The 16,071-nt window shown below is 41.8% G+C and carries 18 protein-coding genes; 7 read left to right on the top strand and 11 right to left on the bottom strand.

Going from position 1 to position 16,071, the window contains the following annotated elements:
- The 11 genes from LBH49_02935 to sctD all read right to left on the bottom strand — a co-directional run.
- A partial coding sequence (locus LBH49_02935; GenBank protein MDR0351577.1) for a hypothetical protein occupies positions 1 to 621 on the bottom strand: 621 nt, incomplete at its 3' end.
- A 6-nt stretch (positions 622 to 627) separates the two neighbouring features.
- A complete protein-coding gene (locus LBH49_02930) occupies positions 628 to 1,104 on the bottom strand; it encodes a type III secretion protein (protein ID MDR0351576.1) in 477 nt (158 codons plus the stop codon).
- Between the two features lie 13 nt (positions 1,105 to 1,117).
- Positions 1,118 to 2,527, bottom strand: a complete 1,410-nt coding sequence (gene sctN, locus LBH49_02925) for a type III secretion system ATPase SctN (protein ID MDR0351575.1) — start codon at positions 2,525 to 2,527, stop codon at positions 1,118 to 1,120.
- Entirely contained in the window at positions 2,527 to 3,330 is an 804-nt protein-coding gene (locus LBH49_02920) for an HrpE/YscL family type III secretion apparatus protein (protein ID MDR0351574.1), read from the bottom strand. Before LBH49_02920 ends, sctN begins: the two co-directional genes overlap by 1 nt.
- A gap of 2 nt (positions 3,331 to 3,332) precedes the next feature.
- Positions 3,333 to 4,022, bottom strand: coding sequence for a SctK family type III secretion system sorting platform protein (locus tag LBH49_02915; GenBank protein MDR0351573.1), 690 nt, complete (start codon positions 4,020 to 4,022; stop codon positions 3,333 to 3,335).
- Between the two features lie 13 nt (positions 4,023 to 4,035).
- On the bottom strand, positions 4,036 to 4,896 hold the full coding sequence (gene sctJ, locus LBH49_02910; GenBank protein MDR0351572.1) for a type III secretion inner membrane ring lipoprotein SctJ: 861 nt from the start codon (positions 4,894 to 4,896) through the stop codon (positions 4,036 to 4,038).
- Positions 4,897 to 5,027: 131 nt separating this feature from the next.
- Positions 5,028 to 5,474, bottom strand: a complete 447-nt coding sequence (locus LBH49_02905; protein MDR0351571.1) for an EscI/YscI/HrpB family type III secretion system inner rod protein — start codon at positions 5,472 to 5,474, stop codon at positions 5,028 to 5,030.
- A gap of 31 nt (positions 5,475 to 5,505) precedes the next feature.
- Complete coding sequence (locus LBH49_02900) at positions 5,506 to 5,931, bottom strand: HrpB1 family type III secretion system apparatus protein (protein MDR0351570.1); 426 nt, start codon at positions 5,929 to 5,931, stop codon at positions 5,506 to 5,508.
- Between the two features lie 23 nt (positions 5,932 to 5,954).
- Positions 5,955 to 6,149 carry a hypothetical protein gene (locus tag LBH49_02895; GenBank protein ID MDR0351569.1) on the bottom strand — a complete coding sequence of 65 codons (195 nt, stop codon included), beginning with the start codon at positions 6,147 to 6,149 and terminating at the stop codon, positions 5,955 to 5,957.
- 183 nt (positions 6,150 to 6,332) lie between these two features.
- Positions 6,333 to 6,551: a hypothetical protein gene (locus tag LBH49_02890; GenBank protein ID MDR0351568.1), complete on the bottom strand. Its 219-nt coding sequence runs from the start codon at positions 6,549 to 6,551 to the stop codon at positions 6,333 to 6,335.
- Between the two features lie 8 nt (positions 6,552 to 6,559).
- The gene (sctD, locus tag LBH49_02885; protein MDR0351567.1) at positions 6,560 to 7,906 is read right to left on the bottom strand and encodes a type III secretion system inner membrane ring subunit SctD; all 1,347 of its coding nucleotides are present in this window, start codon (positions 7,904 to 7,906) and stop codon (positions 6,560 to 6,562) included.
- Positions 7,907 to 8,036: 130 nt separating this feature from the next.
- Between sctD and LBH49_02880 the strand changes: the two genes are divergently transcribed.
- The 7 genes from LBH49_02880 to tsf all read left to right on the top strand — a co-directional run bounded on the left by LBH49_02880 (position 8,037) and on the right by tsf (position 15,946).
- Positions 8,037 to 9,392 (top strand): hypothetical protein, encoded by a 1,356-nt coding sequence (locus LBH49_02880; protein MDR0351566.1) that lies wholly within the window; start codon positions 8,037 to 8,039, stop codon positions 9,390 to 9,392.
- A gap of 10 nt (positions 9,393 to 9,402) precedes the next feature.
- Positions 9,403 to 9,786: a hypothetical protein gene (locus LBH49_02875; GenBank protein MDR0351565.1), complete on the top strand. Its 384-nt coding sequence runs from the start codon at positions 9,403 to 9,405 to the stop codon at positions 9,784 to 9,786.
- Between the two features lie 154 nt (positions 9,787 to 9,940).
- Positions 9,941 to 10,381, top strand: a complete 441-nt coding sequence (locus LBH49_02870) for a hypothetical protein (protein ID MDR0351564.1) — start codon at positions 9,941 to 9,943, stop codon at positions 10,379 to 10,381.
- A gap of 152 nt (positions 10,382 to 10,533) precedes the next feature.
- Complete coding sequence (locus tag LBH49_02865) at positions 10,534 to 11,649, top strand: LptF/LptG family permease (GenBank protein ID MDR0351563.1); 1,116 nt, start codon at positions 10,534 to 10,536, stop codon at positions 11,647 to 11,649.
- A 58-nt stretch (positions 11,650 to 11,707) separates the two neighbouring features.
- The gene (gene leuS / locus LBH49_02860) at positions 11,708 to 14,281 is read left to right on the top strand and encodes a leucine--tRNA ligase (protein MDR0351562.1); all 2,574 of its coding nucleotides are present in this window, start codon (positions 11,708 to 11,710) and stop codon (positions 14,279 to 14,281) included.
- Between the two features lie 107 nt (positions 14,282 to 14,388).
- The gene (rpsB, locus tag LBH49_02855) at positions 14,389 to 15,363 is read left to right on the top strand and encodes a 30S ribosomal protein S2 (GenBank protein MDR0351561.1); all 975 of its coding nucleotides are present in this window, start codon (positions 14,389 to 14,391) and stop codon (positions 15,361 to 15,363) included.
- On the top strand, positions 15,356 to 15,946 hold the full coding sequence (gene tsf / locus LBH49_02850; GenBank protein MDR0351560.1) for a translation elongation factor Ts: 591 nt from the start codon (positions 15,356 to 15,358) through the stop codon (positions 15,944 to 15,946). Before rpsB ends, tsf begins: the two co-directional genes overlap by 8 nt.
- The last annotated feature ends 125 nt before the right edge of the window (positions 15,947 to 16,071 follow it).

Genomic DNA, 16,071 nt, shown 5'->3' with positions numbered 1-16,071 from the left:
GAAAGCATTTTCCTGACTTAGCAAAGCATCTTCCTTGGCCGATGCGCCGAGCCTCTGCCTTCCGGAGGCTTCGTCCGCGACTTCTCCGATGCCACCAGTTCCATGGCCAAAAGCATTTTCCTGACTTAGCAAAGCATCTTCCTTGGCCGATGCGCCGAGCCTCTGCCTTCCGGAGACTTCGTCCGCGACTTCTCCGATGCCACCAGTTCCATGGTCGAAACCACTTTCCTGACTTAGCAAAGCATCTTCCTGGGCCGATGCGCCAAGCTCCTGCCTTCCGGAGGCTTCGTCAGCGACTTCTCCGATGAGCCCATAGGAACTTCCAGGTAGATTTTGACCATCAAAATCTTCTAGGCTATCAGACTCATGATCCTTAAAAAAATGCCGGATGGGATCATCGACTCGCTCATTTTTATTTCCATTGGCTTTAGATATATCATCAGCAGAATGAGAACTAGATGGCTTCTTCTTATCATTATCATTTCCTCCGAGAATTTTCTTAAAAGCACCAACATCATCTTGCAATGGAGGTTTTAACGTATTCGGATTAAAAGAAACCTTATCGACACCTAGGTCATTGAATACTGGATTATCACCACTTATTTTTATATTATCGCTCATATTTATTTACTCCAAATTTTTTACCCTAAAGTCTTCCATCTCAAGGTCAGACTGAAGTTCTTCCTCTTTCTTAACTTCCTCTCTCCATTTATCTTTTAGAGATTCTATTTTATCGATATTACGCTTTGCTTGGGCCAATTCCTCTCTCCTTTTTTCGAGATTTTCCTTGGCTTTTTGGCACATCACAATCGCATCTTCTACTCGTTTTTCATATTCAAAAATCTTATTTTGAAGTTCCTTAACCGCCGCATGCAGTGCATCAACGGAATTTTTCTTTATACTTTTTTTTAAAATTTGATTATATAACCTATTAGTTTCACTGATTACGAATAATTTATAATCCTCTAGCTCCTGCTTGGCTTTGGCCAATGCCTGCTCGGCTTCCTTTAGCAGCTTCTGAGCCTGGGTAAGATTCTTTTCTGCCCGATCCTTGCGAATCTCTCTAACCCTTAACAAATCATCCAGCTCATATTTCTTTGCCATACAGCAACTTGACTTACATACCAACCACCTGTTTTAATTTTGCCACCGTTTCATCGAAGGTGTTTATTTCCTTCTGGCCCTGTTTTAAAAATGAATTTACCGCCTCGATTCGATCGATGGCCTCATCGGTGACGGCATCGGACCCGCGCTTATATTCACCAATTCTAACCAATAACTCCACTTCGTTGTATTTGGCCAAAATGTTTCGCAATTTTCCAGCGGCAGCCTTGTGATCATCGGGTACGATCGCTGACATACAACGACTTATGCTCGCCAAAACATCTATGGCCGGATAATGATTTGCCGAACCTAGCTTGCGCGAAAGAATTATGTGGCCATCCAAAATTGATCTGGTTTCATCAGCCACGGGCTCAGTCATGTCATCTCCTTCAACCAAAACGGTATATAGCGCAGTTATGGAGCCTTTTGCAGATTGGCCAGCCCTTTCCATTAGCTTTGGTAACGTGGCGAAAACCGATGGAGGAAACCCTCTTCGGGTTGGTGGCTCACCGGCAGCAAGACCTATTTCACGTTGGGCTCTGGCAAAACGCGTTGCTGAATCCATCATCAACAAGACCTTTTTGTTTTTGTCGCGAAAATATTCGGCAATGGCAGTGGCCACATAGGCAGCTTTAAGTCTTTCCATTGCAGAACGATCCGATGTGGCAATCACCAATATTGAACGCTTCATTCCCTCTTCTCCCAGATCTTTTTCAATGAATTCTCGGACTTCACGACCACGTTCTCCTATGAGCGCGAGCACATTTATCTCGGCCTCGGTATTTCTAATTATTTGGGCCAACAGCGTACTTTTTCCGCCGCCAGCCGCAGCAAATATACCGAGTCGCTGACCCTCACCACAGGTCAGTAATCCATCCAGGGCTCTGACTCCCAACGAAAGCGGCTTGGCTATGGGCGCTCGAGACATGGGACTCGGAGGATCGCAGTAGACAGGATAATAGGCCTCTGGCTCAAATTTGCCTCGAATTTTATCCACCGAGGCATGACCAAGGCCATCCACCGTACGGCCCATCAGATCATCACCAACCGGAACCATATGCACATCACCGGTGGGAATCACTTCGGTGGAAGACGAAATTCCATTCAACTCTCCCAAAGGAGTCAAAATCGCCGCCTGTTTGTCGAAGCCAACCACTTCCGCATAGAGCTCGGAATCTTCCCAGGGATTTTTTAAAATGCATAGCTCGCCGATTTTAACACTGGGCACAGCAGCTTTCATAATGGTGCCAACCACCTGTAACACCTTCCCTTTAAACTTAAAAGTAGTAGACTCTTCTATGCTTTGGTCGATGATTGACGCTATGCTGCGACTCTTTCCGGTCTCGATATCCCCAAGGATTTCATCAGTCGATTGACCATCAGTTTTATATTCAAGATTTTCCGTATCCATTTTAATATCCATCACTTCAATGCCTTGGTAATGGCCTTTGTTATGGCTTCCATCTGCACATCTAAGCTAGCATCAACCACCCCAATCTCGGTCTCGATGACACAGGTCCCCCTTTTTAGTCGAGAATCTGCACTTATTTCTAGATACTTTATGCCATCGCCATTTACCAGGATTTCATCCAGCCGATCTCTTATGGTTTGCGCTTCGGCAGCAGATACTTTCAGTACAGCTTGTTTTTGATTTTTGATATTTTTCACAGCCGTTTTCACTATATTTGTGATCAAATCCTTCTGATCGATTTCTCCGATTATTCGCTGGACTGCCTTGCTAACGATACCGACCATTTCACTCTCAAACTTAGCAAAATTCTCTGCATTCTTTGAAACAATCTCCATCATCTTATCTGCAAGCTCTTGTTTACCACTGGCATAACCATCTTCGCGGCCCTTCTTGGCCTCCTCCTCGTAGCGAGCCTTGGCCGAAGCCAAGATCTCATTTTGTTTTGCCACCGCCTCGTCGATTAGCTTTTTGGCCTTGGCATTGCTCTCTTCCACCAGTAATCTGACCTTCTCGTTGGTTTCCTGGACTAAATTATCGCTGCGCACATTGGCTTCATTTACAACCTTCTCAGCCCTGGCATTGGCCTCGGCAATCAACCGATCGCTCTCGGCATTGGCCTGATTTAGTACCTTAGCATTAATTTCATTGGCCATTTTCATCGCATCGCCTATGGAAACAATGGCAGTATATTCTTCAGCCTTAAGGATTTTAGAACCAGGCATTAGCTGTAGACCTTCATTTTTTATCACAAACATAGCTACCCTCCTATCATCATTGGCACATGAATCTCGCCGCCGGCCAAGTGCCCAAGTATTTTTTTTGTAAATTCCCAGCATTGGTCAGTCATCGAAGTTTCATGAGAAAAATCCCAGGTCTCGTTTTTTGGAAATTTCAGGATAAATTTCAGGCCCAAATCCTGGGGTATTGCGGCCAAACAGGCAGATATCACAAATTTACCGGCCTGGACGATCTTGGCATAGATATCTCCTGAAAAAATCGGCAGAGCCAATGCATCTATCTGCGATCTCTTAACCAATAGATCTGCCTCTTTCATAGAAAAATAATAGGCATCACCGATCTGATCCTTCAGCTGTTTCAACTCATGATGTTGGACGATTTTCCTGATATCCTGCTCATAGACCACCGATCCTAAGTAGATTGACAGCAAAGAAATGTCGTCTCGGCTAAACAAACATAGTCCATAGCGTTGCTCGGAAAAATCACCGTACCAACTACCCAAATCAAGCTTTTTTGAAATGTAGGCATTCAGGGCATTTCTTGTACGCGAATTCCTAGACAGCTCCCACAGGATGGATTTTTTACAATCTAGCTTCGCCAGGTGATCATCATGCAAATATTTTATAACATTATCGTTAAAATCGCAGATCTCGGAAAAGACCCTTGGGTCCTTCTTTAGCGTGTTCCTAATGTAATCCAGCTGGCTCATCGAAATACAAAGTTTATTCAATTATTTCATCACCTTTTTTTGGCTCCGCCTCGGGCTTTGACTTTTCCACTTCGGCCGCTTTCTTTTGGAGACTCACACTCCGATAGGCCATGATACATATGACCAAAAATAAAACCAATACTATGGCTACAAAAATGCCAAAAATTATATAAAGCTGATTTTTGGATGAGGATAATATCTCCAGACCGGCTATATTAACCATGGTGGCTCCATTGGTCTGAGACTGGGGCAAGGTAGGCAATTGGATCGGAAATAATGCCACGGAAACCTTATCGTAGTTAAGACCCTCTATGCTATTCGCCACCAAATATTTAATGTCTCTAACATATTCCTCCACCGACGAATCTGGCCGATAGGACACGAACACCGCCGCAGACGAAGGCGTAGCTTTTTCCGTATAGGGATCGTTTTCTGGTAAAACTATGTGCACCTTAGCCTCTATTACTCCAGGGATTTGGTTTATGGTGGCCGAAACGCTTTCACCCAGGGCATACATGAATCGCACCCGCTCTTCCAGCGGAGATGAAACCAATCCGGATTTTTTAAAAACATCGCCAACGGTCTCAAACTTAGTTTTTGGATAGCCTTTTGATGTTAAAATTTCTATTGCCAACGAAAATCTAGTCTTATCTATAATAACACTGCAAACATTTTCCTTGCCCAATACTTTTTCTACGCTGAAACCGTATTGTTGCAGAATGGAGATTATTTCATTGGCTTCCTTCTCCTTCAGGCCGGAATACAGTGCTGACTTGCCGCAACCTGTCAGAAATAATGAAATGCATAACATCCCAAGCAACAATACCCTATCCAATACAGACTTACTCATAACACCCCAAGTAGCTGTGTTCATAGTATAAAAAAAATCGATCTAGTCAAATAGCAAACTTAGTTTAGTAGTATAAATAAACCGGCACCGAAAGAATTCGGCACCGGATAATGGGATTATAAACTATGGATATAATTAAATTACTGATTGCATTGCTATTGGTTACGCATCAACGTCTGTGCCATATTATTCGTTTTATCCACTGCCTTCGATGAAAGCTCATTCATATAGCTCAGTTGCATGACTTCAAACTGAAGCTGCATCAAATCTACACTGCTTAAATCGCTGCCCTTGGACGTGAGCGCTCTCAAATTATCCTCGATCTGCATATACTGATCTCTAACGCCCTGAACGGTTTGAAGAATATTATCACCGGGAGATTGGTTAATTTCCATCTCCTTATCCAAAGCAGCCTGCATCTGCTGTTTATCTATGGAATTGACCATCAATGGTTTGGCCGGATCAGGCTGACTCATCTCATTTTCAAAATTAATTCCATCCAAATCAGATACAGATTTTGGCTGAATTTTATCTAAATCCACAGAACTGTCGCTGACATTTTTATTGGGTATCTGGCCCATACTGATTGATTCTACTGACATAATATTACCTTTCTTTATAAATTAATTATCTCTATCGACCCACATCGGACAAAATGCTTTTGGCCAATGCCACTGCATCTTCGTCTGAATTAGTTTCCAATACTTCACTTAACACCTTTTCAGACTCGCGATTGGATCCGATTTGCTTTAGAAGCAGGCCAAAAAAAGCCTTTGCCAATTGGCTATCTGGATTTATCTTGGCCACACTTTCGGTAAGAATTTTCGATGCTTCGGAAACCTGGCCAAAGCTCATCTTAACCACCGCGAGGCCAATCAGTGGCAATTCGCTGGATGGTCTTGCAGCGATCAATGCATCGAAAATGCATTCTGCACTGGCCTTGAATCCACAGCCGGTGGCCACATAACCTATGTCCATCAGCATACGGATAATGTCCGTTGGAATATCAGAATATTCCAGCGGAGCCTCCGAGTCACCGGAAGAAACTGTTTGGTTCAAGCTCAATGCAAAATCTCCAATTTCTAGCGAATATTCTGGGTGATTTTCGACAACGTGTCGCCGATGGAACGCACGATACCAGTAGAAGTTGCTGAAATCGTACCCCAGGTTTGAACCATCGCCTGTAACTCAAGTAATGTGCCCTGATCTATCTCCGACGCAGTTGAACCTTGTATAACGCCCAGCGATTCTTTCAGAGATTTCTCATAATCCGACATATAAGTGGAAAGTATCTTATAAATGTTAAGAATACTTACCCTACTACTTGATAACTCCGATGCTGTTTGTGTACCTATCAATTCCCCTTCTTTAGGTGTAAACCATCTATTTATTCCTCCACTTCCTTCTGACATAATTTCCTCCTTTGTTAATTGTTAATGTTAAAAAAAATTGCTACTAATCTATTTAAAGTTTTTTATTACTTCCTGAGCCTTTTCCAAGGCCATTTTTATTTTATTGTATACTTCGAACCGGTCGGATGAAAGGCCAGAGTTCAATCTATAGCTTAACTCGGACTTATACTCGATTAATCTATCCAGCAGAAACTTCCTGTAGCTGCCATTGGCATCATCCAGCAATCGCCGTTCCATCTCCACCATTGTTATCCTTTTTTTATCCATATTACCAATCACATATGTTCCACATCTACTGTAATCGTACCATCCGGTCCTTTTATAACTATAAAATCTTTTTCTATATTATCAACAATATAACCACTGGGAAGCACAGAACCTTCAAAATATTTGCGACCATCACGCATATTTATCCACTCTAACCCATTTTCGTTGTACACTATACTGTCAATTTTTCCTCCAAAATATTTTTCTGTACCAATGCTGGTATCTGCAGACATTTTTATAGAAAAAACGATATCAGTCCCGACATCTATATTGTGTTCTATGTCTTCCTTGGCTATTAACCAATTGTTTTTGTCTCTTTCCGTAAGGATACCAGACACAGTAACGCCAGAATCGCTACAATTAAACCTAATCTTATCATCCAGTGAATATTTTTTTAATATTTCAACACCGATTTTCAGGACCTTTGTCTGAGTAAGAACCTTATCTTCGAAATCGATAAGACCTTTCACCTCTTCTAGAATCCGATGCTTCATTCTATCCCAGCGCACAGGATTAAAAACATAGCCAGTGACTGAAAATTTGCCCTGGGTAATTTCATTAAATTTCACATCTATTTTTGCTTCCCTCAGAATTTCCTCCACGGTGGCGCTTATCTTTTCACCGCTATAGACCTTCACTTTGACATTGGGATACATGGAATGCACCTCGGCTTTAATTCTAGCAGATTGAGCAACTAAACTAACATAGCCAGTAACATAGATACTTCCATCTTCCAGCTTCTTTGCATCCAATATGCCCGGTATCTTTAGATCTGCGATTTTACCTTTTATATCCAGCACCGGGTCAACAATCAGCTTTGTGTGCCTATCTCTTGAGAAAAATACGATGGCTATCGAAAGTCCAAGGGCTATGACGAATTGACAAAAAAATTTCAAAATATAGACCAATGCCTTTCGTTTTGGTTTGATCTTCGGTGCTAAATCATTGGCCTTTTCCTTTTTAGCAGATCCATCAGCCTCGCCAGTCTCTGGGCCATTGTTTTTATCCTCAATGGGATCGAGGGTCGGAGCACTGTCCAACGAGACCTTGGTCCATCCATCATCATTTTCCGGGCCGACCATCAACTGGGTTGTGCCGAGGGTTATGAACTTAAATATATCCCCAACCATCTTTCCCGTAACTAGATGGCCATCCATAAACACATTACCATTTATTGGCTCCAGTTCAAACTTCGAATCGGCTACCTTCACAATTCTCATATGCTTATCGACCACTAGAGCATCATTTAGAACCAAACTACAAGAATCATCAGAGCCAACCATTATGGCCTCATCGGGCAACGCAAACTCTGCACCCTGATGCGGTCCAGATAAAATTTTCAGCAATAGCGCCATAGCAGAACTGGACCATGATATTTTTTTTACAAATTTGTTCAAGCCCAAGGGAAGAGGAAAATTACTTTTTTTATAAATAGCTGTTTTTATTGCCAAAAATCGCAATTTTCATAGTATAGACAAAAGGACTGTGGAGACCAATTCTATATCTTCAACGACATTCGTCGATGGCTTAACCCAGACCGCAGGAGTCACCGGATCCTACCATGGCCAAGAGGTTAAGTTGCACGAAAAGACATTATCAGCCATCGAGTTAGCTGATAAAATGGATGATTTTGCCGCAACTAAAATAAAGCCAAGAGAACCCATAAAAAATAGAAAAATCGAAACCAAAAAGAAAATCAAAGAGAAAGAAAAGATTCTTTCCAAGGTTGCCAACCGTCTCGGATGCTTTCAAGACACCAATAAATATAAAAATTTCGAATCTTCCATGAGGCGATTGATGAATCGATCTCTGCTGGAAGACGATCCGAAATCCGAAGCATCCATCAAAGATATCATATTAAAACAGGCAGCCGAAGATTTTGGCGAAGTTACTGAACAGGACAATGTCATTCAGTATGCTCTTGAGGCCGAAGAGCTCGAACAATTTTCAGCAGAAACTGAGCTAAAGCAGGTGGAAAAAATGCAGAAGCGACTGGATGGCAGGACCGATTCCTTTGCCACCCAAAAAAGGCAGGAATTGGGAGAACAGGCAAAATCCATTAAAGCCAGCATAAATGCTTCAAAACTCTTTCAGGACGAACTAGGCGCAGCGCAAATAAAGCTACATAAACATCATGGCAAGGAAATCAAGGACGGTTACAATCTGATTCCCAAGGCCGCTGAATTGTTAAAAGAACAGCAACTTGCTGGCCAGAATAAGGATATGAATCCAACAGCCTTGGCAGCTGATTACAGAGATGAGGTGCTTCAAATGAATAATCCTTTGGATTTGTTCGAAAATTTTTATCAAAAACATGAAGGGAAAAAGGAAAAATTTAAAAGGTATATCGAATCGATGATAGAACTCCTTGGCCGAGATATGGAATCCTTAAACCCCTCTCGTTCAACAGAAGAGTTAAGAGCCGTCCGGGATGGATTATTTCGGGTGGAAATCTCCGGCCAGGCCCACGATGACATCGGAACCATGAGCGAAGACATAAAAAAAACATTCCCTCAATTCCAAGACAAAAAATTCACGAGCGATGAACAACTTGTTGCCACAAGGGAACTTGTAAAAATGACCCAGAGTACTTTTGTTGGTGATGCCCAGATTCTAAAACTAATCGAAATATTCGGCCCAACACCGGAAAGCGATCTGGAAGGCACCATCTATTCTATGAATAGCGTCATGGAATTGGTAAGAAAATTTCCGATGAAATTTTTCAGCGATCCCCAATCGAGAAATCAAATGCTCGACACGGCACAGCACAAGTTGGATGAGTTAATTCTGCTCGAAGAGGAGGCGGACGACGAAAATTTATTCGAGGAAGAGGTTCAATAATTGGTAAAAAATGCAAGCGAATATCGACACAGTTATTCAGGAACTTGGTGGGCTGGTTGGATTTAGCAATCTCAAGAAAAACGAACACGGCGTCGTCCATCTGGAAATCCAGACCATCGGCCATTTGTTCATCGATGTGAGGAATGACAGCGCATTCATGTACATTCTGCGCAGCTATCGATTTCCAAGTTCGCGGTTGTATATGAAGGCCTTAGAACTATGCAATCCCCAGATTGGCTATCAATTTCCGGTGAATCCAGTGCTACAGGATGACGATAGGCTTGGCTTTGCTATCAAACACAGCTGCAACGATTTTACTATTGGAAAATTAGAAGATTCGATTAAACTATTGTCAGATTTGCAGGACCGGCTTGGAACTTTCGAAGGGGACTAACGAATTCTCTAACAATTCTAAGGTGGACCTAATATTTTAATAGTAAATAATATTTGGGTAGCCTTGGTAGGTCATTTGATCTTAGCGATATGGAATAGCATTAGCAAAGGAACATTGTTGACCTAAGAATATCCATTGAAGGGAGATATAAAACATGACAGACGATTTAAACAGTAAACCAACAAAGAAATCGAAGAGCGATTTGGAAGAAAATTTCGAAATGGATTTCGGTTTAACCGGCATAACCAAAGGTTCGGATTTCAATAACCGCATGCGGTTGCCATCCACCAGCAGCATCGATCCCAGCGATGGAAAGATAGAGGCCAAACTCTCTAAGGTGCTGAAAGTAAAGACATTAGATGGCGCCCTTATCCAACTACTTAGACCAGAAGTCACAAATCGAGGCATTCTCACTCCAACGCAGTTTCGCAGCAAAATAGGAGAGCTAAGAACAATTTTTAAACAAAGAATAGAAACCGATGGTAAAAATATTACAGAACCAGAACTATATAATGACATAGAACATCTTCTGAGAGAAGAGGAAGAGAAATGTGAGCTATTGGACCAGTATCGCCATATGTTGCTGATGGGCTAATACCTTCGTGCGCGCGCGCGTCACTATATAATAGGCCGGGCTTTATAGGGGCGATATGTGCGGACTATGCAGCCAAGGCCCATGCTTTGGCACGAAGAAGTGTTCATTAAAGTATTTATTAAACGGCAACTTTTGTTTAGCTATAAAACATTGTGTTCAAAGTAGTTGATCGTTACATTTTTCTTCAATGGCTTAAGTTTTTCCTAGTATTTTTCATCGTGACAATGGCCATCCTGGTCTTTGAAGATGCCTACAAAAATCTCGGTGATCTAATCAAATATGGCATTGGCCTACAAGATCTTAAAAACTACTACACTTCATTAATGATCACATTGCTGCCCATCAGCATACCATCTGCATTATTTTTGTCCATCATCTTCCTAATCAACATGTTACAGAAAAACAACGAATTAATTGCGTTGATCTGTGCTGGTCTTGGACTAGGAAGAATATCGCGCGCGCTATGGCTGGCCGGAGCGTTGCTATCGGTGGCCATGCTAAAAATAAATACGGAATTATCACCCAGGGCCTTCGAATCGCTGAACAATCTCAAAGAAAAATTACATTTCATTAACGAGGCCAAGGACTTATGTTTCGATGACATAGGGGTAGTCAGGAATCTCACATTATTCAATGAAAATAAAGATAAATTGCTGTACATCAACAGGTTCAGCAAATATTCACGCAATGCATTTGGCCTATCGGTGCATCACTATATCAATGGCATCGAAGCTCGCAGAATTACAGCCGAACGCGGCAATTTCGATGAGTCAAACGGCCATTGGAAACTATTAAATTGCCGAGAAGTTATTTTCGACACAAAAACCGGCAACCCAATCTTAGCCAAACCCCATAAACAGCTTATGGTGAATGAATTAAAAGACAACCCCAGAATTCTACTACTGTTGAAAAAAAGCCTGAAAACCATGTCGTTTTTTGAACTGAGAGATGCCATTTCTCATTGCCGTAATAATAAGATGGACAGACTCCGAGCCTATCTCGTAAGATACTACAGCGCAATCGCTTCAGCCTTTTGCTGCCTGACCATAATAGCCATGAGCGTGCCATTTGTCACTGTCGGAATTCGCACAAACCCATCGGTGGTAATGCTAAAAGGCATCGGCCTATTTTTTATGTTCTATATAATAAATAATGTCGGCATTGTTTTGGGCGGCAATGGAACCGTTAACCCATTGATAGCAGCATGGTTAGGAAACATCATGATCCTCCTACTTGCGGTCATATTTTTCAGAAAATCATCGGTCTAATATGGTCATTTTAAGCTTGTTTTTCCATCAAAAAATCTGAGATTATTCCAGCTTATACATGGAAAAAAACAGCGCAGAATATAAATTCATAGAAATAGAAAAATTTTGGCAAAACCATTGGTATGGCCATGGAATTTTTTCATCAAAAATGGACACCTCATCGAAAAAATTCTATGCATTGGACATGTTTCCCTATCCATCCGGCACAGGTCTGCACATAGGACATCCCGAGGGCTACACGGCTTCGGACATAGTCACAAGGTTCAAAAAAGCCAACGGATTCAATGTGTTACATCCAATGGGCTGGGATGCATTTGGATTGCCAGCGGAACAACATGCCATCGCCACCGGCCAACATCCAGCTCTAAATACCAGAATAAATGTGGATAATTTTCGGCGACAAATAAAAGCATTAGGTTTTGCAATCGATTGGGACAGAGAGATAAACACAACAGATGATGACTATATTAAGTGGACCCAGTGGATATTTTTACAACTATTCAAACATGGTCTGGCCTATGTAGCGGAAAAGCCAGTTTGGTGGTGTCCAGCCCTTAAATCTGTTCTGGCAAATGAAGAAATCATCGACGGCAAATCCGAACGAGGCAACCATCCGGTTGAACGTAAGAATATGCGCCAGTGGGTGTTAAAAATCACAGACTATGCTGATAAATTGCTAGAAGGACTGGAAGATATTCACTGGCCAGATTCAACAAAACGCCAACAAATTGCCTGGATCGGCAAATCAAAAGGCACTGAAATTGACTTCGAAATAGACGGCCAAAAAGACAAATTATCTGTCTTTACCACCAGAGCTGACACACTTTTCGGCGCAACATTTCTAGTGGTAGCCCCGGAACATCCCATTCTGCATAAAATAGTTACAGCACAAAACAAAAATAGTTTTGAAGATTATGTCGCCCAGACCAAAAAGAAAAGTGATCTGGAGCGCACCGATCTGGCTAAAGCTAAAACCGGAATTTTTTCAGGCAGCTATGCAATAAATCCTATAAATAATAGAAAAATTCCAATCTGGATATCGGACTATGTGCTGATAACCTACGGCACCGGAGCCATCATGGCTGTGCCAGCCCACGATTCACGGGACTATGAATTCGCCAAAAAATTTGGACTAGACGTAACACAAGTCATTTCTCCTGAAGATGATAGCGCCACAATTCCATTTTGCGCCCATGGCAAATTATTGAATTCAGGAAAATATTCAAACCTGCATTCCGACAGAGCAAGGCAAGAAATCACCGACGATCTGCTGGCGCTTAACAAAGGCCGCCCGTGCGTCAATTACAAATTGAGAGACTGGCTGTTTTCAAGGCAAAGATATTGGGGTGAACCGGTGCCAATTCTCTGGATAAATAAAGAGGATTATGAAAAAATTTCATCTAGTAACCATATCAATATGAAAGAATTTCTACCTCAAAAACCAGTCACATTCGAAAAAGATGGAGAAACATTCTTTGCCCTACCTTTGCCATCTAAATATTTGCCACTAAAGCTTCCAAATATCTCATCCTATCTACCTTCCGACGACGGAGAAAGTCCACTTTCCCGTGCCGAAGATTGGCTCAACGTATATATAGATATGGAAAAATGTGAAATAATTTCAGCAAATGATGCAAAAACAACACCTAGTCACCTCGTAAAAGCTCGACGAGAAACAAATACCATGCCTCAATGGGCCGGATCATGTTGGTATTACTTGCGTTATCTGTCGCCGAAGTGCGCAACAAATCTGGTTGACCCCCAGGCCGAAAAATACTGGGGCTATCCAGATATTTATATTGGCGGCGCCGAACATGCCGTACTCCATCTACTATACTCAAGATTTTGGCACAGATTTTTGTACGACATCGGAATCTTAACTCATGGAAAAGAACCATTTACGAAACTGTTCCACCAGGGAATCATTCTAGGCGAAGACGGCACAAAAATGTCTAAAAGCCGAGGAAACGTCATAAATCCCGATGAAATAATTTCACACTATGGCGCCGATTCTCTGCGACTCTACGAAATGTTCCTCGGGCCATTGGCAGCAATGAAGCCATGGAGCCCATCAGGCATCGAAGGCGTCCATCGATTTTTGAAAAAGGTTTGGCGCGAATATGTCCAAAGCAATGGCCAGCTAACTCGATTCAAACCCACTGATAGTCAGGCCATTAGCGATCTTTTGAACGACACAATTAAAAAAGTGACCGATGACATAGAAGCACTGCGCTTCAACACCGCCATCTCCCAAATGATGATATTTATAAACGGCGTGCGCCAAAATGATGGCATGACCTTGGAAACGGCAAAAATATTTCTCAAATTGCTCGCACCATTTGCTCCACACATTTGCGAAGAACTCTGGGCTCGCAGCGGTGAAACCACCAGTATATATTTCGCTAAGTGGCCGGTATACAAAAACCTACAGAACAAAATCGATAATCATAAAATAATCATTCAAATAAATGGAAAGGTTCGTGGCGATATTCTGATCCCCACCAACGCCTCCGAAGACGATATTTTGTCATCAATTATAAATCTGGACAGCCTAAAAAAATATATCAATGGCAAAAATATTTTAAAAAAAGTGTACATTAAGCATAAGATAATGAACATCTTAACAAATTAGTTTAATTTTTATTAAAAAAAGGCTTGCATTAAGAAAAATTCTCAACACTCCTTTATAAAGTAAGTTAATATTTATCCAAGGCCCTAAATAAGGGTACGGAGTTTTTTATGAATGTGACCATAAGTGATTTGTTTGAAGCTGGCGTGCACCTAGGACACCAGAGAAGGCGTTGGAATCCAAAATCAAAAGCTTTTGTCTATGCGCATAGAAGTGGAATTTCCATCATAGATCTGGAAAAAACACACAAACGTCTGGAACTTGCTTGCGAATTTCTCGAGGAGTTAGTAGCTGGCGGTCAGAATGTTATGTTTGTTGCGACCAAAAAGCAGGCTCAGGATATAATCAGAAATGCCGCCGGTTCGTTGCAGATGCCGTTTTGCGTCAATCATTGGCTTGGAGGTGGTCTTACTAATTTTGATACGGTTAAGAAAAGCCTGAACAAATATCGTCGATTTCTTGAAATGGAAGCCGATGGTACCATGGATTCCATGCTTAAAAAAGAAGCATCGGTTATTCGGCGCCAGATGATGCGCATGCGTAGAAATTTTGAAGGCCTAACCGGAATAAACGAACTTCCATCGGCCCTATTTGTGGTGGATGTAAAGACTGAACGCATAGCCGTTGCCGAAGCGAAAAAAATAGGTATTCCAGTGGTGGCAATTGTCGATACAAATTCTGACCCAACCGTCGTGACCTATCCCATACCCGGAAATGATGACTCTTCAAAGTCCATAAAAATAATTATCGACTGCGTCTCCGAAGCCATCGCCATAGGCAAAGAGAGGTATTCAGCAAAAAAGCAAGAAATAAAGAAAAACAGAAAAATTATAGAAAAAGATGAACTGATACCTGAACAATCTGTCGTTATGGATGAACAACTTACGAAGGCTGCAGAAAGTGTTACTTTAGCCGATGAAATGAAGTCCGTAGATAAAGCCATGGGTAAAACCAGAACACAGATTTCAAGAAAAATCCAAAAATCTCCTAAGGAAAAAAATGAAGCCGTTCTAACCAAAGGAGATGAACCATGTGACGCTGAGTCAATATCGAAAGACCCTAAGGAGGATCAGGAAAATGGTTGAAATAAATGCAAAATTAGTCGGCGAACTGCGTGGACGCACAGGCGCAGGATTTGTCGATTGTAAAAAAGCTTTGATCGAAGCCAATGGTAATATAGAAGAAGCTATCGATGTTCTCCGCAAAACTGGTGCAGCTTCCGCGGCGAAAAAAGCTAGCCGTCAAGCCGATGAAGGAATTATCGATTCCTATATCCACAACGGCAGCAAAATTGGTGTTCTTCTCGAACTGAATTGCGAAACCGATTTCGTTGCAAAAAATTCTGATTTCAAGCGACTTGCCCATGATATATGCATGCATATAGCCGCATCCAATCCTATGTTCATTTCTAAAGAAGATGTGCCAGCGAGTTTATTAGAAAAAGAGAAAGAAATTGCCGCAGCTCAAGCAGCTGATAAACCAGCCAATGCCATGGAAAAGATAATCAATGGTAAAATAGATAAATGGTTAAATCAGATATGTTTGATGAACCAACAATTCATAAAAGATCCGGATAAAACCATTTCAGATCTTTTGACAGAACATATTGCCATAATTGGCGAAAATATCCGAATTGGTCGATTTGTTAGGTTTCAAATCGGCGAATAATTCCCACTGCAATCATTGCAAACAATCACATCTACCAGTCTACGGCTTTTGGAGTTGTAATGCTTGCACCGGTGTAATTTATGGGAAGCATGTGGACCAGTTGACCCATCGGATTTTTATCCTAA

Source organism: Puniceicoccales bacterium (assembly GCA_031255005.1).
Lineage (GTDB): Bacteria > Verrucomicrobiota > Verrucomicrobiia > Opitutales > LL51 > JAIRTH01.
This window is presented reverse-complemented; position numbering and strand designations above follow the sequence as displayed.